We start from the raw sequence: 24,086 nt of genomic DNA on the forward strand, positions 1-24,086 counted from the left end.
ACGACATGACGTCTTCGAGGAAGGATCGCGCATCCGCCCTGCCCGAGGAGTTGCGGGAGGCGCTGCGCCGCCGCCTCGCGGGCAAGGCCGGGCGCGCCGACGCCATCCCCCGTGCGGACCGCGCGCGGCCGCTGCCGCTGTCCTTCGCCCAGGAGCGGCTGTGGTTCCTGCACACCCTCCAGCCGGAGGAGGCGGGGTACAACAGCGCGCTGGCGCTGCGGCTGACCGGCGCCCTGGACGTGGCGGCGCTCTCCCGGGCGCTGGACGCCCTGGTGGAGCGCCATGAGGCGCTGCGGACCACGTTCGACGACCTCGACGGACGGCCCGCCCAGGTGGTGCGCCCGGCGGCGCACGTCCCGCTGCCGGTGGCCGACCTCACCGGCGCGGACGGGGACGCCGAGGCGCTGGACCGGCTGCTGCTGGCCGAGTACGCCCGGCCGTTCGAGCTGCGGACCGGTCCGGCGCTGCGGGCGCTGCTGATCCGCCTGGCCGAGGACGCGCACGTACTGCTGCTCACGGCCCATCACATCGTCACCGACGGCTGGTCGATGGGGGTGCTGCAGGACGAGCTGTGCGCGCTGTACGACGCCGGGCCCGGCGCGGACCCGCTGCCCCCGGTGCCGGTGCAGTACCCGGACTTCGCCGTGTGGCAGCGGGAGCGGCTCTCGGGGGCCGCCCTGGACCGTCAGCTCGACTACTGGAAGGGGCGGCTGGACGGGGTCGTCCCGCTGGAGCTGCCCACCGACCGGCCCCGGCCCGCGGCGCCCACCTCGGCGGGGGCGATCCACGAGTTCACCGTGGGCCGCGCCACCGCGGACCGGCTGCGGGCGCTCGCGGCGCACGAGCGGACCACGCTGTTCACGGCGCTGGTCGCCGCCTGCCAGGGGCTGTTCGCCCGCTGGTCGGGGCAGGACGACATCGCCATCGGCACCGTCACCTCCGGCCGTGGCCGCACCGAACTCGAGCGCGCCGTCGGCTTCTTCGTCAACACGGTGGTGCTGCGCTCCGCGGTGGACACGGCCCGTTCCTACCGCGAGCTGCTGGCCGACGCCGGGGCCACGGTGCTGGACGCCTTCGCCCATGACGAGGCGCCGTACCAGCGGCTGGTGGAGGCCGTGGGGGCGCGCCGGGAGGCGGGCCGCAATCCGCTGTTCGACGCGATGGTGCTGCTGCACAGCGCGCCGAGGGGCGCGCCCCGGCTGTCCGGCCTGGCCGCGACGGGCGTGGCCGTGCCGCGCCGGTCGGCCACCTTCGACCTCAGCGTCGAGTTCGTCGAGGACGGGGAGGAGCTGCGGGGGCTGCTGGAGTACAGCACCGAGCTGTTCGACCAGGCGACCGCCGAGCGGATGGCGGGACATCTGCTGGTGCTGCTCGACGGGGTGGCCGCCGAACCGGACCGGCCGGTGCGCGAGCTGCCCCTGCTCACGGACGGGGAGCGGCGGCGGATGTCGGCCGCCGGGCACGGCCCCGTGCTCGCGGTCGAACCGGCCACGTTCCCGGCGGTGTTCGAGGCGGCGGCGGCCCGTACCCCGGAAGCCACGGCGCTGGTGGCCTCCGATGCCAGCTACGGCTTCGCGGAGCTGAACGCGGCCGCCAACCGGCTGGCGCATCATCTGATCGCCCGGGGCGTGGGCCCGGAGCGCGTGGTCGGGGTGCGGCTGCCCCGGACCTCCGACATGATCGTGGCGATCCTGGGTGTGCTCAAGGCGGGCGGGGTCTATCTGCCGCTCGATCCCGAACTCCCCGCCGAGCGCCTCGCGTTCCTCCTCGCCGACGCCGAGCCCGCGCTGGTGCTCGACGAGGCCGCCCTGCGCGCCGTCCCGGCCACGCTGCCGGTGGCGAATCCCACGGACGCGGACCGTACCGCCGCGCTGCGCCCCGACGGCGCCGCCTACGTCCTGTACACCTCGGGCTCCACCGGCCGCCCGAAGGGGGTGGCCGTGGAGCACCGGTCGATGGTCAATCTGCTGGTCGGCCACCGCGAGGGCTTCGTGGCCGAGGCGGGCGGCGGACCGCTGCGCGCGGCGCTGACCGCGTCGTTCTCCTTCGACACCTCGCTGGAGGGGTTGCTGCTGCTGGCCGACGGCCATGAGCTGCATCTCATCGACGAGGCCACCCGGCTCGACCCGGCCGCGCTCGTGGCACGCGTCGCCGAGCACCGTATCGACTTCCTCGACCTCACCCCCTCGTATCTGCGGCAGCTCCTCCCGGCCGGGCTGCTGGACCACCCCCGGCACCGGCCGCGGGTGCTGATGCTGGGCGGCGAGGCCATCGGCTCGTCGCTGTGGCGGCGGCTGGCGGACACGCCGGGGACGACGGCGTACAACTTCTACGGTCCGACCGAGTGCACCGTCGACGCGCTCGCCGCCCGGATCGGCGGCGCGGGGCGCCCGGTGGTGGGCCGCCCGCTGGGCAATCTGCGCGCCCATGTGCTCGACTCCCGGCTCCAGCCGGTGCCGGTGGGGGTGGCGGGTGAGCTGTATCTGGCGGGTGAGCAGGTGGCCCGGGGTTACCGGGGCCGTCCGGGGCTGACCGCGGCCCGCTTCGTGGCCGATCCGTACGGGCCCGCCGGGAGCCGGATGTACCGCACCGGCGACCTGGCCCGCTGGACCGCGGACGGGGAGCTGGACTACCTCGGCCGGGCCGACGACCAGGTGAAGATCCGGGGCCACCGGATCGAACCGGGCGAGATCGAGGCGGCGTTGCTGGATCTGCCGGCCGTCGCCGAGGCGGCCGTCGTCGCGGTGACCGACGACCGCGGCCACGTCCGGCTGGCCGCCTACTACGTGCCCGCGCCCGGCGGTGAGCCGCCCGCCTCCGGTGAGTTGCGCGCGGCCCTCGGGCGGACCCTGCCCGGCCATATGGTCCCCGGTGCCTTCGTCGCCCTCGACGCCATGCCGCTCAACACCAGCGGCAAGCTGGACCGCCGGGCGCTGCCCGCGCCGCGGCTCGACGCGGACCGGCCGGAGCGGGACACCACCGCGCCGCGTACCGAGGCGGAGCGGGAGCTGGCGCGGATCTGGGCCGAGGCGCTGGGCGCCCGGACCGTGGGGGTGAACGACAACTTCTTCGAGCTGGGCGGCGATTCGATCCTCAGCATCCAGATCGTCTCCCGCGCCCGCCAGGCCGGATTCGCGCTCACCTCGCGGGATGTCTTCCTGCACCAGACCATCGCCGAGCTGGCCGCGGCCGTGGCGCCGCGCGACGCGCCCGAAGCCGCCGCGTACGAGCCGGCCGAGGTGGCGGGTCCGGCGCCGCTCACACCGATCCAGCACTGGTTCTTCGCCACCCACGGCCCGCTGCGCCACTTCACCATGTCGATGGTCCTCGATCTCCCGCACGAGCTGGACGAGGGCGCGCTGGAGGCCGCGCTGGACGCGGTGGTCGCGCACCACCCGGCCCTGCGCACCCGGTTCGTCCAGGGCGAGGACGGCGGGTGGCGGCAGCTCGCGGACGGCGCGCCGGGCGGTCCGGTGCTGCGCCGCCACGATCTGTCCGGGCTGGGCGGCGCGGAGGGGACGGCGGCGGCAGAGGCGGCCGCGGAGGCCGCCCGTGCCGAACTCGACCTGGCCACCGGGGCGTTGCTGCGGGGCGCCCTGCTGCGGCGCGGGGCGGGGGCCCGGCCGCGGCTGTTCCTCACCGTGCACCACCTGGCCGTGGACAGCGTCTCGTGGCGCGTTCTGCTGGGCGATCTGGAGAGCGCCTACCGGCAGGCCGCCGCCGGGGAGCCGGTGCGTCCGGAGCCCGCCTCCACCTCCTTCACCACCTGGGCCCATCGGCTCGGCGAGCGGGTGCGGCGGGGCGAGCTGGACGGCGATCTGCCGTACTGGGAGGGGGTACTGCGGGCGGGCGGTACGGACCTTCCGGTGGACCGTCCCGGCACGGCCACCGCCGGGTCCACCCGCACCGTGCGCGTGACGCTCGACCGCGAGGTCACCGACGGGCTGCTGCGCCGGGTGCCCGGGGCGTACCGCACGCAGATCAACGATGTGCTCCTCGCCGCCCTGGGGCGGGTGCTCGCCGGGTGGACGGGCGAGGACCGGGTGCTGGTGGCCATGGAGGGCCACGGCCGGGAGGAGCTGGACGCGGCCGTCGACCTGTCCCGGACCGTGGGCTGGTTCACCACCCAGTACCCGGTGGCGCTGACGCTGCCCGGGGACGGCTGGGGCGCGGTGCTGAAGTCGGTGAAGGAGCAGCTCCGCGCGGTGCCGCACCGGGGGCTGAGCCATGAGGCGCTGGCGTATCTCAGCGCCCCGGACTCCCCCGCGCGGGCGCTCGCCGGCGCGCCGCTGCCGGGCATCTGCTTCAACTACCACGGCCAGTGGGACTCGGGCGGGGACGGCGGCGCGTTCACGCTCACCGGGGAGAGCCTGGGGCGGGATCTGGCCGCCGACGAGCCGTCGGTGTATCCGCTCGATGTGTCCGCCGTGGTGTCGGACGGTGAGCTGGAGCTGACCTGGCTGTACTCCGACCGGGTCCACGACGTGGCCACGGTGCGGGGGCTGGCGGACGGGATGCTCACGGCGCTGCGGGAGATCGTGGCGCACTGCGACGGACCGGACGCGGGCGGCCGGACCCCCTCCGACTTCCCGCTGGCCCGGCTGGACCAGGCCGCCGTCGACCGGCTGGTGGGCGACGGACGCCAGATCGAGGACGTCTATCCGCTGACCCCGCTTCAGGAGGGCATGCTCTTCCACCGGCTGGTCGGCGGCGAGGAGGACGTCTACCTCGACCAGGCCACGCTGATCCTGGACGGGGTGGGCGACCCGGAGGCGTTCGCCCGCGCCTGGCAGGAGACGGTGGACCGGACACCGGTGCTCCGTACCGGCGTCGTCTGGGAGGGCGTCGAGCGGCCGCTGCAGATCGTGCGCCACCGGGCCGGGGTGCCCGTGACCCTGCTGGACTGGCGCGGGCTGCCGGAGGAGCGGCGCGAGGCCGAGCTGGAGCGGTTCCGGGCCGAGGATCTGGCCCGGGGCATCGATCTGGCCGCGCCGCCGCTGATGCGGCTGGCCGTCGCCCGGCTGACCGACGCCCGGGTGGCGCTGATGTGGACCTCGCACCATCTGGTCCTGGACGGCTGGAGCCTGGCGCAGGTGTTCACCGAGGTGTGCGAGCGGTACACCGCGGCCGCTCAGGGACGTGCTCCGGCGCTCCCCGCCCGCCGCCCGTTCCGCGACTACCTGCAGTGGCTGGACGGGCGGGACGGACAGGAGGCCGAGCGCCACTGGCGGGATGTGCTCGCCGGTTTCACCGCCCCGACCCCGCTGCCCGCCGACCGCGAGGCCATGGAGTCCCACCGGGCCCGGTCCTCGGCGACCGTGGCGGTGTCGCTCACCCCCGAGGTGTCGGAGGAGCTGCGCCGTACGGCCCGGAGCGGCGGCCTGACCGTCAACACGATCGTGCAGGGCGCCTGGGCGCTGCTGCTGTCCCGGTACGGCGGTGAGGAGGACGTGGTCTTCGGCACCACCGTCTCGGGCCGCCCGGCGGAGCTCGCCGGGGTCGAGTCGATGGTGGGGATGTTCATCAACACCCTGCCGACCCGGGTGCGGGTGGACACCGCCCGCAACACCGGGGACTGGCTGCGGGACCTTCAGATGGCGCAGTCCGCGTCCCGGCGTCACGAATCCGTCTCGCTGGCACAGGTGGCGGGCTGGAGCGAGATCCCGGCCGGGACTCCGCTCTTCGATTCGATGGTGGCCTTCGAGAACTACCCCTTTGACGACTCCTCGGCGCGCGAGGCGGGTCTGCGGATCGTCGAGGTCCGCTCGATCGACGCCACCAACTTCGGCCTGAGTCTGCGGGCCCATCTCTCCGACCGGCTGGGCTTCGACCTCGGCTATGACCCGGGGCTGTTCGACGCCCGGACCGCTGCCGCGCTGGCCGACCGGCTGTGCCGGCTGCTCACCGCGATCGCGGCCGACCCCGACCGTCCGCTGCGGGCGCTGCCGTGGACCACCGCCGAGGAGCGACGGCGGATCCTGGTGGACTGGGGCGGCGGCGACGCGGCCGGTGAGGCGCCGGAGCGGACGCTGGTGGAGCTGTTCGAGGAGCAGGCCGCCCGCGCCCCCGGGGCCATCGCCGTCTCCTGCGCCGGAGTGTCGCTCTCGTACGCCGAACTCGACGCGCGGGCGGGCCGGTTGGCGCATCGGCTGATCGCCGAGGGCGCCGGGCGGGAGCGGTATGTGGCGCTGGCGCTGCCCCGTTCGCCGGAGATGATCGTGGCGATCGTGGCGGTGCTGAAGACGGGGGCGGCCTATCTGCCCCTCGACCCGGACCAGCCGTCCGGCCGGATCGCGCGGATGCTCGCCGACGCCGAACCGGTGACCCTGCTGACCACCGCGGCCTTCGCGGCACGGCTGGGTGGGGACGACGGCGCGGACCCCCGCGTGACCCGGCTGTGCCTGGACGACCCCGCCCTGCTCGCCGATCTGGAGCGCCGCCCCGCCACTCTCCCGGCCGGTTCCGGGCCACTGCCGGAGAGCCCCGCCTACGCCATCTACACCTCCGGGTCCACGGGCCTGCCCAAGGGCGTGGTGATCCCGCACTCCAATGTGGTCCGGCTGTTCTCCCGGACCCGGGAGTGGTTCGCGTACGACACGAGCGATGTGTGGACGCTGTTCCACAGCTACGCCTTCGACTTCTCCGTCTGGGAGATCTGGGGGCCGCTGCTGCACGGCGGCCGGCTCGTGGTCGTCCCGTACGCCGTCTCCCGCTCACCCGAGGACTTCCTGCGGCTGCTGGCGGACGAGGGGGTGACGGTGCTCAGCCAGACGCCGTCCGCCTTCCAGGGGCTGATGCGCGCCGACGAGGAGCGTCCGGGTGCCCAACTGGCCCTGCGCCGGGTGGTGTTCGGCGGTGAGGCGCTCGACGCGCGGCGGCTGGCGGGCTGGTACGCCCGGCATCCGGACACCTCGCCGGTGCTGGTCAACATGTACGGGATCACCGAGACCACCGTGCATGTCACCTACGCCCCGCTGGACCGCGCCGCCACGTCCGTCGCGGCGAGCGCCATCGGCACCGGCATCCCCGATCTGCGGGTCCATGTGCTGGACGAGGCGCTGCAGCCGGTGCCACCGGGGGCGGTCGGCGAACTGTATGTGGCGGGGGCCGGGCTCGCCCGGGGCTATCTGCGCCGTCCGGGCCTGACCGCGTCCCGCTTCGTGGCCGATCCGTACGGACCCGCCGGGAGCCGGATGTACCGCACCGGCGACCTGGCCCGCTGGAGCGCGGACGGCGAGCTGGAGTATCTGGGCCGCGCCGACGACCAGGTGAAGATCCGTGGCTTCCGGATCGAGCCCGGGGAGATCGAGGCCGCGCTGGCCGCCCATCCGGGGGTCGGCGACGCGGTGGTGACCGTGCGGGAGGACCAGCCCGGGGTGCGGCGGCTGGTGGCCCATGTGGTGGCCGCCGGTTCGGCCGCGCCACCACAGGCCGGTGAGTTGCGGGAGTTCCTCCAGCGGTCGCTGCCCGCGCAGATGATCCCGGCGGCGTTCGTGGCGCTGGCCGCGCTGCCGCTGACCGCCAACGGCAAGCTGGACCGGCGTGCGCTGCCGGCGCCCGGCCTCGACGGCTTCGCGGCGAGCGCCGAGCGGATCGCCCCGCGCACCGAGGCCGAACGCACGGTGGCGCGGGTGTGGGCCGAGGTGCTCCCGGTCGAGGAGGCCGGGGCGACGGACGACTTCTTCGCCCTGGGCGGCGATTCGATCCTGGCCATCCGGGTGGCCTCCCGGCTGCGGGCGGCCTTCGGCGCCGAGGTCACCCCCCGCGCGCTGTTCACCCACACCACCGTGGCCGAGCTCGCCGCCGCGCTGAGCGCGCCGGAGACGGACGGAACGCCGGATGACGGCGGGGCGGCGGACGCCATCCCGGCCGTGCCACGGGACGGTGAGCTGCCGTTGTCCTTCGCGCAGGCGCGCCTGTGGTTCCTGGACTCCTTCGACGGCGGCGGCACGGAGTATGTGACGCCGTTCGCGCTGCGGCTGCGCGGCCGCCTGGACACCGCCGCGCTGCGCACCGCACTGGACGCCCTGGTGGCCCGGCACGAGCCGCTGCGCACCACCTTCGCCGAGGTGGACGGCCGCGGGGTGCAGCGGGTGCACGCCCCGTATCCGGTGGCACTGCCGGTGCACGACCTGACGGACCACCCCGCCGCCGAGCGCGAGCGGGAGCTGGAGCGGCTGCTGGAGCGGGACGGCGCCACCCCCTTCGACCTGCGCACCGGGCCGCTGCTGCGGGCGTCCCTGATCCGGCTGGACGACGAGGAGCACGTGCTCACCCTGACGATGCACCACATCGTCACGGACGGCTGGTCCACGGCCGTCATCAGCGCCGACCTCAGCGAGCTGTACGGCGCGGCGGTCATGGCGCGGCGGCCCGCGCTCGCCCCGCTGCCGCTGGGGTACGCCGACTACGCGGCGTGGCAGCGTGATCCGCTCGGCGGCGCGGCACGGATGGAGCCGCAGCTCGAGTACTGGCGGGAGCGGCTGGCGGATCTGGCGCCGCTGGAGCTGCCGACCGACCGTCCGCGGCCGGCCGTGCAGACCAGATGCGGGGCGCTGCTGGAGTTCACCCTGCCCGCCGCGCTGGTGGAGCGGCTGCGCGCGGCCGGGCGGCGCCGCGACGGCACCCTCTTCATGACGCTCCTCGCCACCTGCCAGGTGCTGCTGGCCCGCTGGTCGGGGCAGGAGGACATCGCGGTGGGCACCGTGACCTCGGGGCGGGAGCGGGCCGAACTGGAGCATCTGGTCGGGATGTTCGTGAACACGCTGGTGCTGCGCACCCGGGTGGCCGCCGACGAGCCGTTCGAGGAGCTGCTCACCCGGGTGCGGGGCACCGTGCTGGACGCCTTCGCCCACCAGGACGTGCCGTTCGAGCGGATCGTGGACGCGCTCCAGCCGGAGCGGGACACCAGCCGCACCCCGCTCTTCCAGGTCATGGTGGCGCTGCACAACCTGGGCGCCGAGGTGCCCGACCTGCCCGGTCTCACCGTGGAGGCCGTACGGGTCCCGGGCCGGACCGCCGGTTTCGACCTGGGCTTCGACTTCGTGACGGGCCCCGGCGGCCTGACCGGCTTCGTGGAGTACAACACCGATCTGTTCGACGCGGCCACCGTGGAGCGGATGGTCCGTCAGCTCCGGCTGCTGCTGCGAGCGGTGGCCGAGGACACCGGGCGGCGGGTGGGCGAACTGCCGCTGCTGACCGCCGGGGAGCGGCGGACGGTGCTGGAGGAGTGGAACGGCACCGCGCTCGCCGTGCCGGACACCACCTTCCCCGGGCTCTTCGAGGAGCGGGCCGCCCGCGCCCCGGGAGCCACCGCGCTGGTGGCCTCCGACGCCTCCTACGACTTCGCGGGGCTGAACGCGGCCGCCAACCGGCTGGCCCACCATCTGATCGCCCTCGGCGTGGGCCCGGAGAAGGTGGTCGCGGTCCGGCTTCCGCGCACCGCCGATCTGATGGTGGCCCTGCTCGCGGTCCTCAAGGCGGGCGGTACGCAGCTGTACGTGGACCCCGGACTGCCCGCCGAACGCGCGCGGTTCCTGCTGGACGACGCGGCGCCCGAGGTCGTCCTCACCCCCGAAACCCTGCGCGACGCGCCCCTCGACGGGCTGCCGGACACCGATCCCACCGACGCGGACCGGCTGTCCCCGCTGCTGCCCGAGCACACCGCGTACATCACCTACACCTCGGGGTCCACCGGCCGCCCCAAGGGGGTCGCCGTCGAACACCGCCAGCTGGTCAACCTCTGCCTCGACCACCGGGCCGGGCTCATCGCCCCACACCAGGCCGAGGCGGGCCGTCCGCTGCGCTCGGCGCTGACCGCCGCGTTCTCCTTCGACACCTCCTGGGAGGGCGCGGTGTTCCTGGCCTCGGGCCAGGAGGTGCATCTGGTGGACGACGCGATACGGCTCGACCCGGCCGCCCTCGTGGCGCTGGTCGAGGACCGTGGCCTGGACTTCCTGGACGTCACCCCGTCGTACCTGCATGAGCTGATGGCGGCCGGGCTGTTCACCGGGGACCGCCACCGTCCCCGGATCGTCATGGTGGGCGGCGAGGCCCTCGGGGCGGCGCTGTGGCGGGAGTTGCGCGCGGTGCCGGGCGTGGCGGCGTACAACTTCTACGGGCCCACCGAATGCGCCGTGGACGCGGTCTACGGCGAGCTGGCCGGTCTCGGTGACCGTCCGCTCATCGGACGGCCCGGCCGCAATCTGCGGGCGTACGTCCTGGACGGCGCGCTGCGGCCGGTGCCGCCCGGTGTCCCCGGTGAACTCCATCTGGCCGGGGCGCAGGTCGCCCGCGGCTATCTGCGCCGCCCCGGGCTCACCTCGGCGCACTTCGTCGCCGATCCGTACGGCCCTCCCGGCAGCCGGATGTACCGCACCGGCGACCGGGCGCGCTGGACGGCGGACGGGACGCTGGAGTTCCTGGGCCGCGCGGACGAACAGCTCAAGATCCGCGGGTTCCGCATCGAGCCCGGCGAGATCGAGGCCGCGCTGCTGGGCCATCCGGCGGTGCAGGAGGCGGTGGTGGTGGCCCGCGAGGACACCGGCCACCGGCGGCTGGTGGCCTATCTGGTGACCTGCTCCGGCGTCCCGACCCACGCTCCCGACCCGGTGGAGCTGCGCGCCCTGCTCAAGCGCACCCTGCCCGACTACATGGTCCCGGCCGCCTTCGTGACGCTGGACCGGATGCCCCGCACCGACAGCGGCAAGGTGGACCGGCGTGCGCTGCCCGCTCCCCCGGACCGCCCGGAGCAGGGCTCGCCGTACGTGGCGCCCCGGACCCCCGCCGAGACGGTGCTGGCGGGCGTGTGGGCCGAGGTGCTGGGCGTCCCCGCGGTGGGGGTGGAGGACAACTTCTTCGCCCTGGGCGGCGATTCGATCCTGAGCATCCAGATCGTCTCCCGCGCCCGCCAGGCCGGGCTGACGCTCACCTCCAAGGACGTCTTCCGCCACCAGACCGTCGCGGAGCTCGCGCTGAGCGTCGAGACGGCCCGGCGGCAGCCGCCCGCCGAGACGGCCGGGGCGGTGGCCGGACCGGCGCCGCTGACGCCCATCCAGCACTGGTACCTGGACGGGCGGCGGCCCGGGGACCGGCACCACTTCACCATGAGCCACCGGCTGGAGCTCACCGGCGACCTCGACGAGGGCGCCCTGCGGCAGGCGGTGGACGCCCTGGTGGCGCACCACGCCGCGCTGCGCACCCGCTTCCTGGTCGTCGACGGGCAGTGGCGGCAGGAGGTTCTGCCCACCGCCCCCGGTGGCGTTCTGGAGCGGCACGATCTGTCCGGACTGGACGACGCGGGGCGCGCCGAAGCCGTACGGGAGGCCACGGTCGCGGCCCAGACGGGGCTGGACATCGCCGAGGGGGCCGTGCTGCGGGCGCTGCTGTTCACCTTCGGCCCCGGGCAGGCGCCCGAGTTGCTGCTCACCGCCCACCATCTGGTGGTGGACGGCGTCTCCTGGCGGGTGCTGCTCGGAGATCTGGAAACCGCGTACCGGGGCGCCGCCGCCGGTGGCGCGCCCGCCCTGCCCCCGCCGAGCAGCGCCTTCACCCGGTGGGCCGCCCGGCTGGCGGACCATGTGCGCTCCGGCGGGCTCGACGGCGACCTGGCGTACTGGACGGGCGTGGCGCGCTCCGCGCCCGCCGCGCTCCCCGTCGACCGCGAGGGTCCCAACACCCATGAGACGGCGGCCACGGTGACCACGGTCCTCGGCCGGGCCGAGACCGAGGCGCTGCTGCGCCAGGTCCCCGGCGTCTACCGGACGCGGATCAACGACGTACTGCTCGCCGCGCTCGGCCGCAGCCTGGCGCGCTGGACCGGCGGGGACACCGTGCTGATCGGCGTGGAGGGACACGGTCGCGAGGATCTCTTCGAGGACCTGGACCTCTCCCGTACGGTCGGCTGGTTCACCGCCGAGTACCCGCTCGCGCTGGCCGTCGACGCCGGGGCGGGGTGGCGCGAGACCCTCCGGTCCGTCAAGGAGCAGCTGCGGGCCGTTCCGCACCACGGGCTCGGCCACGGAGCGCTGCGCCAGCCGGCCCCCGAGGGCTCCCCGGCCGCGGAGCTGCGCGACGGTCCGTCGCCGCAGATCGTCTTCAACTACCACGGCCAGTGGGACGTGGCCGCGGCCGACGAGAGCGCCCCGGGCCTGTACCGCGCCGCCCTCCCGGTGACCGGCCAGGACGCCGCGCCCGGGGAGACCCGCCCGTGTCTGCTGGAGGTCACCGGGGCGGTCCAGGACGGCCGGCTGGAGCTGGGCTGGAGCTATCCGGCCCGGATGTACGACGAGGCGACCGTGCGCCGGGTCGCTGACGACTGCCTGGCCGCGCTGAAGGAGATCGTCGCGCACTGCGCGGAGCCCGGCGCGGGCGGGCGCACCCCGTCCGACTTCCCGCTCGCCCGGCTCGACCAGCGCCAGGTGGATCTGATCGCCGGTGACGGCGGCGCGGTGGAGGACGTGTATCCGCTGACCCCGCTCCAGGCGGGCATGCTCTTCCACGGTCTGGTGGACACCGGTGGCGCCTACTTCGACCAGATCGCCATCCGGATCGGCGGGATCGCCGACCCGGACGCGTTCGCGGCCGCCTGGCGGCGGGTGGTGGACCGTACGCCGGGCTTACGCACCTCCGTACGCTGGGAGGGGCTGGCCGAACCGGTCCAGGTCGTCCACCGCCGGGCCGAGCTGCCCACCGTCCGGCTGGACTGGCGGGAGTTGACGCCGTCCGCGCGGGAGGAGGCGCTGCGGCGGCTGCTGGCCGAGGACCGCGCCGCCGGGATGGAACTCACCTCGGCCCCGCTGAGCCGGATCGCGGTGGCCGGGCTGCCCGACGACGAGGTCATGCTGGTGTGGACCTCGCACCATCTGATGCTCGACGGCTGGAGCACCGGCCAGGTCTTCGCCGAGGTGTGCGGGACCTACGCGGCACTCGTGGCCGGGCGTTCGCCCCGGCCGCCCGCGCGCCGGGCCTTCCGGGACTTCCTGGGCTGGCTGGGTGAGCAGGACCAGGAGCGCGCGGAGCGCCACTGGCGCGAGGTGCTGGCCGGGTTCGGCACCCGCACGCCGCTGCCGTACGACCGGCCGCCCCGGGAGGCGCATCGCACCACCTCGACCGCGCTGACCCGGCTGGAGCTGACCGAGGAGGTGTCCGCCCGGCTGCGGGAGACCGCGCGCGGTGGCGGGCTGACGGTCAACACGGTGGTGCAGGGCGCGTGGGCGCTGCTGCTCTCACGGTACGGCGGTGTGCGCGACGTCGTGTTCGGCACCACCGTCTCGGGCCGTCCGGAGGGGCTGCCGGGCGTGGAGACGATGGTCGGCATGTTCATCAACACGGTCCCCACCCGGGCCGTGGCCGAGGGCGGCCGTGAGGTCGTGGCGTGGCTGCGGGAACTCCAGGAGCAGCAGAGCGAGTCCCGCCGCTTCGACTTCGTCGCCCTCCCCAGGATCCAGGCGCTCAGCGCGATCCCGGCCGGTGAGGCGCTCTTCGACAGCATGGTGGTGTTCGAGAACTACCCCTTCGACGAGGCGTCGGCGGCCGGGGCCGGGATCCGGGTTCGGGAGGTGCGGGCCGAGGACTCCACCAGTTTCCCGCTGTGTCTGCGCGCCTATCTCGGCGACCGGCTGGGCTTCGACCTCGCCTACGATCCGGCGCTGTTCGACGCGGCCACGGTCGAGCGGGCGGCGGCCCAGCTGGAGACGCTGCTGACCGGGATCGCGGACGGCGCCGGGCGGTCGCTGGACGAGCTGCCGCTGCTGACGGAGGCGGAGCGGCTGCGGGCGGCCGGCGAGTGGAACGCCACCGCCCGGCCGCTGCCGGAGGGCTCGCTGGCCGAGCTGTTCGCCGAGCGGGTCCGCCACACCCCGGACGCCGTCGCCGTCGCCGACGGCGCCACCTCGCTCAGCTATGCCCGACTCGACGAGTGGGCGGGCCGGCTGGCCGGTCATCTGCTGCGGTCCGGGGTGCGTCCCGAGGACCGGGTGGCGCTGCTCATGGACCGGTCGGTGGAACTGGTCGTGGCCCAGCTCGCGGTGGTCAGGGCCGGTGGGGTGTACGTACCGGTGGACGCCCGCGCCCCGCGCGACCGGCGGCGGACGCTACTGGACCAGGCGGGCGCGGCGGTCGTGCTGACGCCGGAGGAGGTGGCCGCCGCCCGGGAGGGCGAGCCGGTGGCGCCCGCGGTGCCGGTGCACCGGGACCAGCTGGCGTATGTGATGTTCACCTCCGGGTCGACCGGTGTGCCGAAGGCCGTGGGGGTGCGCCATCGCGATGTGGCGGCGCTCGCCCTCGACCGTGCCTTCGCCGGTGGCGGGCACGCTCGGGTGCCGCTGCATTCGCCGGTCGCGTTCGACGCCGCCACCTACGAGATGTGGGTGCCGCTGCTGAACGGTGGCCGGGTGGTGGTGACATCGGGCGAGCTGGACGCCGCCGCGGTGCGCCGTCTGGTGGCCGGGCAGGGGGTGACGGGGCTCTGGCTGACCGCCGGGCTGTTCCGGCTGCTGGCCAGGGACGCGCCGGACTGCTTCACGGGGTTGCGCGAGGTGTGGACCGGCGGCGATGTGGTGCCCGCGGCCTCGGTGCGCCGGGTGCTGGAGCGCTGCCCGGGGCTGACCGTGGTGGACGGCTACGGGCCGACCGAGACCACGACCTTCGCCACGTACTTCCCGATGTCCCGCGCCGACGAGGTGCCCGAGGTGGTGCCGATCGGCCGGCCGCTGGACAACATGCGGGTCCACGTCCTGGACTCCAGGATGCGGATCGTGCCGCCGGGTGTGGTCGGCGAGCTCTTCGTCGCCGGTGAGGGGGTGGCCCGTGGCTACCTCGGCCGCCCAGGACCGACCGCCGCGGCGTTCCTCCCCGATCCTCACGGGCCCGCCGGGGAGCGGATGTACCGCACCGGCGATCTGGCGCGACGGCGGCCGGACGGCACGGTGGAGTTCCTCGGCCGCGCCGATGACCAGGTCAAGGTGCGTGGTTTCCGGATCGAGCCGGGCGAGGTGGAGGGGGTGCTGGCCGGGCATCCCGAGGTGGCGGATGTCGCGGTGGTGGCCCGCGCGGACGGCCCCGGCGGCAAGCGGCTGGTGGCCTATGTGGTGGCCGCCGGCGACGCTCCGGTGGAGGGTGACCGGCTGCGGGCGTACGCGGCCGAGCGCCTGCCGGACTACATGGTGCCGTCCGCCGTCGTCCCGCTGGAGGCGCTGCCGCTCGGCCCCACCGGGAAGCTGGACCGCGCGGCGCTGCCCGCCCCCGCCCCGGACACCCGCCGGACGCCCTACCGGGCGCCGCGCGAGGGGGCCGAACGGGCCGTGGCGGCGGTCTGGGCCGAGGTGCTGGAGGTGGAACGCGTCGGCGCCGGGGACAACTTCTTCGAGCTGGGTGGCGACTCGATCCTCTCCATCCGGCTCACCTCACGGCTGCGGGAGGTGCTCGGGGTGGAGCCGTCGCCCCGTCTGGTGTTCACCCATCCGACCGTCGCCGCCCTGGCCGCGGCGCTCGGTGGCGCGGACGGCCGCGGCGCGGACCGGCCCGCGCCGATCACACCGGTGGCCCGGGACGGCGAGCTGCCGCTGTCGTATCCGCAGCAGCGGCTGTGGTTCCTGGACTCCTTCGCCCCCGACAGCGCCGAGTACATCACCCCGCTGGCGCTGCGGATGCGGGGAGCCCTCGATGTGGCCGCGCTCAGTGCGGCGCTGACCGCGCTGGTGGCCCGGCACGAGTCGCTGCGGACCACCTTCGACGCGGTGGACGGCCGTGGGGTGCAGATCGTGCACGCCCCCCGGGAGATCCGGCTCGACCCGTACGACCTGTCCCATCTCCCCGCCGCCGAGCGGGAGGCGGAGCTGCGGGAGCTGCTGGCGTACGAACGGGCGCGCCCGTTCGATCTGCGGCGCGGCCCGCTGCTGCGGACCGGGCTGATCCGGCTCGGCGCCCAGGAGCACATGCTGAGCCTGACGCTGCATCACATCATCACGGACGGCTGGTCCACCGGTGTGCTCACCGGCGATCTGCGGGAGCTGTACCGGGCGGCGCTGAGCGGCGAGCCCGTGGCGCTGCCCCCGCTCCCGGTGAGTTACGCGGACTTCGCAGCCTGGCAGCGGACCGAACTCACGGCTCCCCGGGCGGATGAGGAACTGGCCTACTGGACACGGCAGTTGACCGGGGTGCCGCCGCTGGAGGTGCCCACCGACCGGCCCCGCCCCGCGGTGCGGACGAAGAACGGCGACACCGTGGAGTTCACGGTGCCCGCCGGGGTGAGCGCACGCCTCAAGGAGTTCGGGCAGGCGCGGGGCACCACCCTGTTCATGACGCTGGTGGCGGCGGCCCAGATCCTGCTGGCCCGGCTGTCCGGCGGACGGGACATCGCGGTGGGCACCGTCACCTCGGGTCGGGAGCGCCCCGAGGTGGAGCGGCTGATCGGCTTCTTCGTCAACACCCTGGTGCTGCGCTCCACGGTCGATCCGCACGCCCGCTTCGGCGACTTCCTGGCCGAGGTGCGCGGCACCGTGCTGGACGCCTTCGCCCATCAGGCGGTGCCGTTCGAGCGGGTGGTGGACGAGGTGCGGCCGGTGCGGGACACCAGCCGGACACCGCTGTTCCAGGCGATGGTGGTGTTGCAGAACGCCCCGGGGCAGGCGCTTGAGCTGCCCGGTCTGGAGCTGGCGGACGTGGAGCTCGACAGCCGGACCGCCGCCTTCGACCTCACCTTCGAGTTCGCCGAGGCCGAGGGAGGTGTGCTGCGCGGGCTGATCGGCTACAGCACCGATCTGTTCGACGCCTCGACCGTGGAGCGGATGGGCACGGCCCTGCGGGCGCTGCTCGCCGGGATCGCGGAGGATCCCGAGCGGCCGGTGGGCGCGCTGCCGCTGGCCACCCCGGCCGAGCTGCGGCGCACCCTGGTCGAGTGGAACGACACCCGGCTGGAGGCGGACCGGGCCACGCTGCGCGAGCTGTTCGAGCGGCAGGTGGCCGTCTCGCCGGATGCCACGGCCGTGCGGTACGGGAAGGGCGATCTCACCTTCGCCGAGCTGGACACGGCCGCGAACCGGCTGGCGCACCGGCTGATCGGCCGGGGCGTGGGGCCGGAGCGGCTGGTGGCGCTGGTGCTGCCGCGTTCGGTGGAGATGCTGGTGGCGCAGCTGGCCGTGGCGAAGGCGGGCGGCGCGTTCCTGCCGGTCGACCCCGGCTATCCGAAGGAGCGGGTGGCGTTCATGCTGCGGGACGCCGCGCCCTCGGTGGTGCTCGGCGACGCGGCCTCGGTGTGGGCCGAGGAGGGCCCCGCCGGGCCGCCGCCACTCCGTGGTCTGACGCCGGACCATCCGGCGTATGTCATCTACACCTCCGGCTCCACCGGTGTGCCCAAAGCGGTCGTGGTCACCCATGCCGGGCTGGCCGGTTTCTCGGCCGCCGCGGCCGCGCACTACGACGTACGGGCCGGGGACCGGGTGCTGCAGTTCTCCTCCCCCAGCTTCGACGCCTCCGTCCTGGAGCTGTGTGTCTCGCTGCCCCGTGGCGCGACGCTGGTGATCGGCGACGAGGGCCCGCTGCTGGGCGAGCGGCTGGCCGAGGTGCTCGGCGGGCAGCGGATCACCCATGCGCTGATCCCCCCGGCCGCGCTGGCCACCGTGGAGGAGACGGATCGGCGGACCGCGCTGCCGGATCTGCGAACCCTCATCGTCGGCGCCGACGCCTGCTCCGCCGAGCTGGTGGACCGCTGGGCACCTGGGCGGCGGATGGTCAACTCCTACGGCCCGACCGAGGCCACGGTGGTGAGCACCTGGTCCGGACCGCTGACCGCCGGGTCGGGGGTGCCGCCGATCGGCCGGCCGATCCCGAACACCCGGGTCTACGTACTGGACGAGGCGCTGCGCCCGGTGCCGGTGGGTGTGGCCGGGGAGCTGTATGTGGCGGGCACGAGCCTGGCGCGCGGCTATCTGGGCCGTCCGGGGCTGACCGCCGCGCGGTTCGTGGCCGATCCGTTCGGCCCGGCGGGCGGCCGGATGTACCGCACCGGCGATGTGGTGCGGTGGACCGGCGACGGTGAACTCGTGTTCCTGGGCCGGGCCGACGACCAGGTCAAGGTGCGGGGCTTCCGGATCGAACTGGGCGAGGTGGAGAGCGCGCTGCGGCGCAGCCCGGAGGTGCGGGAAGCGGTGGTCGCCGTACGGGAGACCGCCCCGACACCGGAGCAGCCCTCCGGCGGGAAGCGCCTGGTGGGCTATGTGGTCCCGGCGCCGGGCACCTCGCCGACCGCCGCCTCGCTGCGCGACGTCCTGGGGCGGACCCTGCCGTCCCATATGGTGCCGTCGGCGTTCGCCACCCTGGACGCCCTTCCGCTCACGGCCAACGGCAAGGTGGACCGCGGGGCACTGCCCGATCCGGACCCGGTGCCCGTCACCTCCGGCGCGGGACATGTCGCCCCGCGCACCCCGATGGAGCACCGGATCGCGGACATCTGGGCCGATGTGCTCGGCCTGGAGGGGGTGGGCGTGGAGGACAACTTCTTCGAACTCGGCGGGGACTCCATCCTCAGCATCCAGGTGGTCTCCCGCGCCCGGCAGGCCGGGCTGCGGATGACCACCAAGGACCTGTTCACCCATCAGACGGTGGCGGCGCTCGCCACCGTGACCACGGCCGAGCGGGACGAGGGCCGCGCGGAGCCGGTGACCGGGTCGCTTCCGCTCACCCCGATCCAGCGCTGGTTCTTCGCCACCCACACCGTGAACCCGCGCCACTTCAACCAGTCCACACTGCTGGAGCTGCACCAGGAGCCGGACGAGAAGGCGCTGGAGGGGGCGCTGGCCGCGCTCCTGGCCCACCATGACGCGCTGCGCACCCGGTTCACCGAGGAGGGCGGCGAGTGGCACGGCCACGTCCCGGAACCGGACGGCGACGGCGCCGTCCTGGACCGCCACGACCTGTCCGGGCTGCCGGCCCGGGAGGCGGACGCGGCCATGGAGCAGGCGGCCGACGCCCTCCACGCGGGCTTCGACCTGGGCCGGGGGCCGCTGCTGCGAGCCGCGCTGTTCCGCTTCGGCGAGGCCAGGCGGCCGTTCCTCTTCCTGACCGCGCACCATCTGGTCATCGACGGGGTGTCCTGGCGGATCCTGCTGGACGACCTGGACATCGCCTATCAGCAGGGCGTACGGGGCGAACCGGTGGACCTCGGCACCAAGACCACCGCCTTCCGCGACTGGGCGCGGCGGCTCGCGGAGCATGTGGCCGGGGGCGGCCTGGACCACGAGGCCGACCACTGGTGCGAGGCCCTCGACGCCCGGCCGCTGCCGGTCGACCATCAAGTGGCCGCGCCTGGGCCCGAGATCGGTACGGTGCCGGTCGAGCTCGACGAGCGGGACACCGAGGCGCTGCTGCGCTCGGCGCCCACCGCCTACCGCACCCGGATCAACGATGTGCTGCTCGCCGCGCTCGCGCTGGCGCTGTCCCGCTGGACGGGCCAGGAGCGGGTGTCGGTGGAGCTGGAGGGCCATGGGCGCGAGGACATCCTGGACGGTGTCGATCTCTCCCGTACGGTGGGCTGGTTCACCACCATGTATCCGGTCTCCTTCGAGCTGCCGGACATCCCCGAGGGCGGACCCGCCGACTGGCGAGGGCTGGTGAAGTCGGTGCGGCGGCGGCTGCGGACCGTCCCCGGCAACGGCTTCGGCTTCGGGGCGCTGCGCGCCTTCGGCCCGCCCGAGCCGCGCGAGCGGCTGTCCCGGCACGGCACCGGGCCGCAGATCGTGTTCAACTACCTCGGCCAGTGGGACGCCCGGTCGGCCGAGTCCCAGGGCGGTCTGGTCCACGCCGAGCACGGCTCGTTCGGCCAGGACCACGATCCACGCGAGGGCGGCTCCCATCTGCTGGAGGTGGTGGGCGCGGTGCAGGACGGCCGGCTCGGCTTCACCTGGCGCTACCGCCCCGATGTGCACGAGAGGCGGACCGTGGAGGCGGTGGCCGGGGACTTCGCGGAGGCACTGCGCCGGATCGCCGGGGACTGCCGGGGCGCCGTATGACCGCGGCCCCGCCGGTGTCCCCGCCGGTTCCGCTGTCGCGCAACCGGGACTACCGGCTGCTGTGGGGCGGTCAGGCGCTCTCGGAGTTCGGCTTCCACACGGCGCTGATCGCGTTTCCGCTGCTGGTCCTCGCGCTCACCGGTTCGGGCGCCGCCTCCGGTCTGGTCATGGGCACCATCGCCGCCGCGCAGATGGTGGCCGGGCTCCCGGCGGGTGTCCTGGTGGACCGCTACGACCGCAAGGCCATCATGCTGGGCTGTGAGGCGGCCCAGGCGGTCTCGGCCATCAGCCTGGTGGCCGCCGTGTGGGCGGGCGCGGTCACCGTCTGGCACATGGTCGTCGTGGCGGCGGTGTTCGGGGCGAGCGCGGCCCTCTTCGAACCGGCGGAGAGCGCGTCGTTGCCCGGTCTGGTGGCGGAGGAGCATCTGCCCACGGCGGTGGCGATGAACACGGCACGGGCCTCGATGGGGCAGCTGGCGGGCACCGCGACCGGCGGGTTCCTGTTCGCCGTGGGGCGGTTCGTGCCCTTCCTGGTGGACGCCGTGACGCACACGCTCTCCTTCGTCGCGCTGTTCTTCGTCCGGCTGCCCCGGCGGGAGCGGTCCGCGGTCGGGGCGGGCCCGCTGGGCCGGGAGGCGCTGGCCGGGCTGCGGTGGGTGTGGCGGGAGCGCCGGATCCGGGTCACGGTGGTGTGCGCGGTGGTGCTCAACCTGTTCTTCAGCGCCTTCTACCTCGTCGTCATCGTGCTCGCCGAGTCCCGGGGGGTGCCCTCCGGGGAGGTCGGCGTGATGGCGGCCATGCTCGGGGTGGGCGGGGTGGCGGGCGCGCTGCTGGCGCCCGTACTGCACCGCCGGCTGGGGGCGTACGGCGGGATCATCGCGGCGTTCTGGGCGCTGGCCGTGCTCGCCCCGGTCACCGTGCTGATGGACAGCGGCTATCTCATCGGGGTGCTGTTCGCCCTGATCGCGCTGTTCCCGCCGACGGCGAACACCGCGATCATGACCGACCAACTGCTGCGCACCCCGGACGAGCTGCGCGGCAGGCTCACCAGCACACTCGTCCTGGCCTGCGGTGCCGCGGGCGCGGCGGGCCCCGCGCTGGGCGGATCGCTCGCCCAGGCCCTGCCGGGCGACCGGGCGATCCTGCTCTGCTCGGCGGGGATGGCCGTCGCGGCCGTCCTGGCCACCGTCAGCCCGACCCTGCGCACGCTGTCCCGCCGCCATGAGGCCGGGCGGCCGGCCGACTGACCGCCATCCGCCACTTCACCGACCATTTTCCCGGCCTGACCGATCCAACCGATCCGACCGACCTGACCGACCTGACCGACCTGACCGATCATCGACAGGAGAGACCGACCATGGACGACAACGCCCGCTACCAGGTGCTGCGCAACGACGAGGACCAGTACTCGCTGTGGCCCGCCAACCTCGAGGTGCCCGAGGGCTGGCACGCCGTCGGCAAGGAGGGCACCAAGGACGAGTGCTCCGCGTACGTCGACGAGGTGTGGACCGACATGCGGCCGCGCAGCCTGCGCGAACGCATGGACAACGCGGCCTCCTGACCCGGGCCTCGTAACACGGCGCGGCCGGCGCGTGCCGGCGCCGGCCGCACCGGGCCCCTCAACTTCCCCGTACGATCACGCGGTTACCATCCTTTGGACAGTCGGCCGCGGCGTGAGGGATCACGCCCGGATACGGAGGAGAACACCACGTGACCGCGCAAGGGGTAGCATCCCAGACCGGAAGCGGGCCGGAGCCCCCCAACACCCCCCTCAACCAGGGACGACCGCACAGCGCCCGGATGTACGACTACTTCCTGGGCGGCAAGGACAACTACGTCGCCGACCGTGAGGCCGCGGCCAAGGTGCTCACCCTGTGGCCAGGTGTCATGATCGCCGCCCGGACCAACCGGGCCTGGATGCACCGCGCGATCCGGTTCCTCGCCGCCGAGCGGGGCATCCGCCAGTTCCTCGACATCGGCACCGGCATTCCCACCCGGCCGAATCTGCACGAGGTCGCCCAGGGGATCGCCCCGGAGGCCCGGGTCGTCTACGTGGACAACGACCCCATCGTCCTCGCCCACGCCCAGGCCCTGCTCAAGAGCCGCCCCGAGGGCCGCACCGCCTATGTGCACGGGGACGTCACCGAGCCCGAGGCCATCCTCGCCTCGCCCGACCTCACCGAGGTGCTGGACCTCTCCCAGCCGGTCGCGCTGAGCCTGGTCTCGCTCCTGCATTTCGTGCCCGACGAGTGGGGCCCGTACGACCTCGTCCAGCGGCTGGTCGACGCGCTCGCCCCCGGCTCGTTCCTGGTGCTGAGCCACATCACCCCGGACTTCGACCCCGAGGCCACCCAGAAGACCGTGCAGGTCTACCACAGCGGCGGCATCCAGGGGCAGATCCGCAGCAGGGACGAGGTGGAGCGCTTCTTCACCGGTCTGGAGCTGGTCGAACCGGGTCTGGAGGTGCCGCACCGCTGGCGCACCGACCTGGCCGAAAGGGACTCCCATGTGGAGACCGGCGATGTGACCGACGAAGAGGTCTCCTTCTGGGCGGGCGTCGCGCGGAAGTCCTGACGCGGGGTCTCCCGGACAGGGTTCAGGGACGCGGTCCGACGGTCGTGGTGCCGTCGCGGATGGTGATCGCCAGCGCGGGACAGGAGTCCGCCGCGTCCAGCACCCGCTCCTCCTCCGGGACCTCCTCGCGTCGCGGCCGGGCGTGCTCCTCGTCCAGGGCGAACAGGTCGGGGGCGATACCGGCGCACATGCCGGACGCCATGCACCGGCCGCCGTCGACCTCCGCCTTCCAGGTCATCCGGCTCACCACCCGATGGGCATGACGCGGGGCCCGCGGACCAGCATCCGGCCCTTCCACTCCACATCCCCGGCCAGCCGCAGGGTCGGGAAGCGGGCGATCAGCGCGCCGAGCGCCTCCTGGAGCTCCAGCCGGGCCAGGGGCGCGCCCAGGCAGTGGTGCACACCGTGGCCGAAGCCCAGGTGCTGGGTGGCGGGGCGGGCGACGTTCAGGGTGCCGGGCTCGTCGAAGCGCAGCGCGTCGCGGTTGGCCGAGCCGACGGCGACGAGCACGGGCTCCCCGGCGCGCACCAGGGTGCCGCCCACCTCGACGTCCTCGGTGGCGTAACGGGGCATGGAGGCCGCCATGCCCAGCGGGACGAAGCGCAACAGCTCCTCGACGGCGCCGTGGAGGAGAGCGGGCTCCTCGCGCAGCCGGCGCAGTTCGTCCGGGTGGTCCAGCAGCGTCAGCACGAAATTGGGGATCTGGGTGGCCGTGGTCTCGTGCCCGGCCACCAGGATGCCCACGCACAGATCGACGAGCTCGAGCTCGGACAGCCGGTCGCCCGCGTCCCTCGCCTCGATCAGCGAGGTCATGATGTCGTCCCGCGGGCTGATGCGATGGTCCTCGATCAGCCCGGCCATATAGGCGCGCAGCTCATCGGTGTTGCGGCTGAACTCCTCCGCGCTCAGGGAGCTGGTGGACAGCGCGGCGTCGCTCCAGGCGCGGAACTTGGGCCGGTCCTCCTCCGGGACGCCGAGCATGGTGCAGATGACCCCGACCGGAATGGGCAGGGCGTAGCGGTCGACGAGATCGACGGGTGGCCCGGCGGCCTCGAGCTGGTCGAGCAGGCCATGGGTCAACTGCCGGACCCACGGGCGGAGTTTCTCCACCTGGTGGACGGTGAACGCCTTGGCGACGAGGGTGCGCAGCCGGGTGTGGTCGGGCGGGTCCATGGTCAGGATGCCGCTGTCGCGCCGGCCCTCGGACTGCCGTGGCTCGTCGTGGTGGAGCGCCGCGGCCCGGCTGAAGCGCCGGTCCCCGAGCACCAGCCGGGCGTCGGCGTACCGCGTGGCCAGCCAGGCGGGCTCGCCGTAGGGCATGCGCACCCGGAGTAATCCGGTGTGGTTCCTGGCCTGGTCGTACGCCTCGCTGAGCGCGAGCCCCTCGGCGGAGTTGAAGGGATAGGCGATGGGTGTCGTCTCCGCTGTGGTCACCGTGACCTCCCTTGCGTAAGCACGTGCTTACAAACGTAGGAGGCGGCTGCTGGTACGGTCAACGGCCCCTTT

Annotated in this window: 6 protein-coding genes; 4 read left to right on the forward strand and 2 right to left on the reverse strand. The window is 74.3% G+C overall.

Annotation, left to right across the window (positions count from 1 at the left end):
- Positions 1 to 5: 5 nt before the first annotated feature.
- The 4 genes from NP777_RS03855 (at position 6) to NP777_RS03870 (ending at position 22,580) form a co-directional block, all read left to right on the forward strand.
- The gene (locus NP777_RS03855; RefSeq protein ID WP_256648565.1) at positions 6 to 20,006 is read left to right on the forward strand and encodes a non-ribosomal peptide synthase/polyketide synthase; all 20,001 of its coding nucleotides are present in this window, start codon (positions 6 to 8) and stop codon (positions 20,004 to 20,006) included.
- Positions 20,003 to 21,253: an MFS transporter gene (locus NP777_RS03860; protein ID WP_256648566.1), complete on the forward strand. Its 1,251-nt coding sequence runs from the start codon at positions 20,003 to 20,005 to the stop codon at positions 21,251 to 21,253. The genes NP777_RS03855 and NP777_RS03860 overlap by 4 nt, the downstream gene beginning before the upstream one ends.
- A gap of 110 nt (positions 21,254 to 21,363) precedes the next feature.
- On the forward strand, positions 21,364 to 21,567 hold the full coding sequence (locus NP777_RS03865; RefSeq protein WP_256648567.1) for an MbtH family protein: 204 nt from the start codon (positions 21,364 to 21,366) through the stop codon (positions 21,565 to 21,567).
- 149 nt (positions 21,568 to 21,716) lie between these two features.
- A complete protein-coding gene (locus NP777_RS03870) occupies positions 21,717 to 22,580 on the forward strand; it encodes an SAM-dependent methyltransferase (RefSeq protein WP_256648568.1) in 864 nt (287 codons plus the stop codon).
- Between the two features lie 22 nt (positions 22,581 to 22,602).
- Here NP777_RS03870 and NP777_RS03875 read toward each other — a convergent pair whose 3' ends face one another.
- The gene (locus tag NP777_RS03875; RefSeq protein WP_037953950.1) at positions 22,603 to 22,818 is read right to left on the reverse strand and encodes a ferredoxin; all 216 of its coding nucleotides are present in this window, start codon (positions 22,816 to 22,818) and stop codon (positions 22,603 to 22,605) included.
- 5 nt (positions 22,819 to 22,823) lie between these two features.
- Positions 22,824 to 24,014, reverse strand: a complete 1,191-nt coding sequence (locus tag NP777_RS03880) for a cytochrome P450 (protein WP_256648569.1) — start codon at positions 24,012 to 24,014, stop codon at positions 22,824 to 22,826.
- Positions 24,015 to 24,086 lie beyond the last annotated feature (72 nt).

It is taken from the genome of Streptomyces rugosispiralis (assembly GCF_024505145.1).
Taxonomy (GTDB): Bacteria; Actinomycetota; Actinomycetes; order Streptomycetales; family Streptomycetaceae; genus Streptomyces; species Streptomyces rugosispiralis.

Excerpts from the sequence above, each read along its gene's own strand:
- NP777_RS03855 (WP_256648565.1), top strand. The coding sequence starts at position 6 with ATGACGTCTTCGAGGAAGGATCGCGCATCCGCCCTGCCCGAGGAGTTG.
- NP777_RS03860 (WP_256648566.1), top strand. The coding sequence starts at position 20,003 with ATGACCGCGGCCCCGCCGGTGTCCCCGCCGGTTCCGCTGTCGCGCAAC.
- NP777_RS03865 (WP_256648567.1), top strand. The coding sequence starts at position 21,364 with ATGGACGACAACGCCCGCTACCAGGTGCTGCGCAACGACGAGGACCAG.
- NP777_RS03875 (WP_037953950.1), bottom strand. The coding sequence starts at position 22,818 with ATGACCTGGAAGGCGGAGGTCGACGGCGGCCGGTGCATGGCGTCCGGC.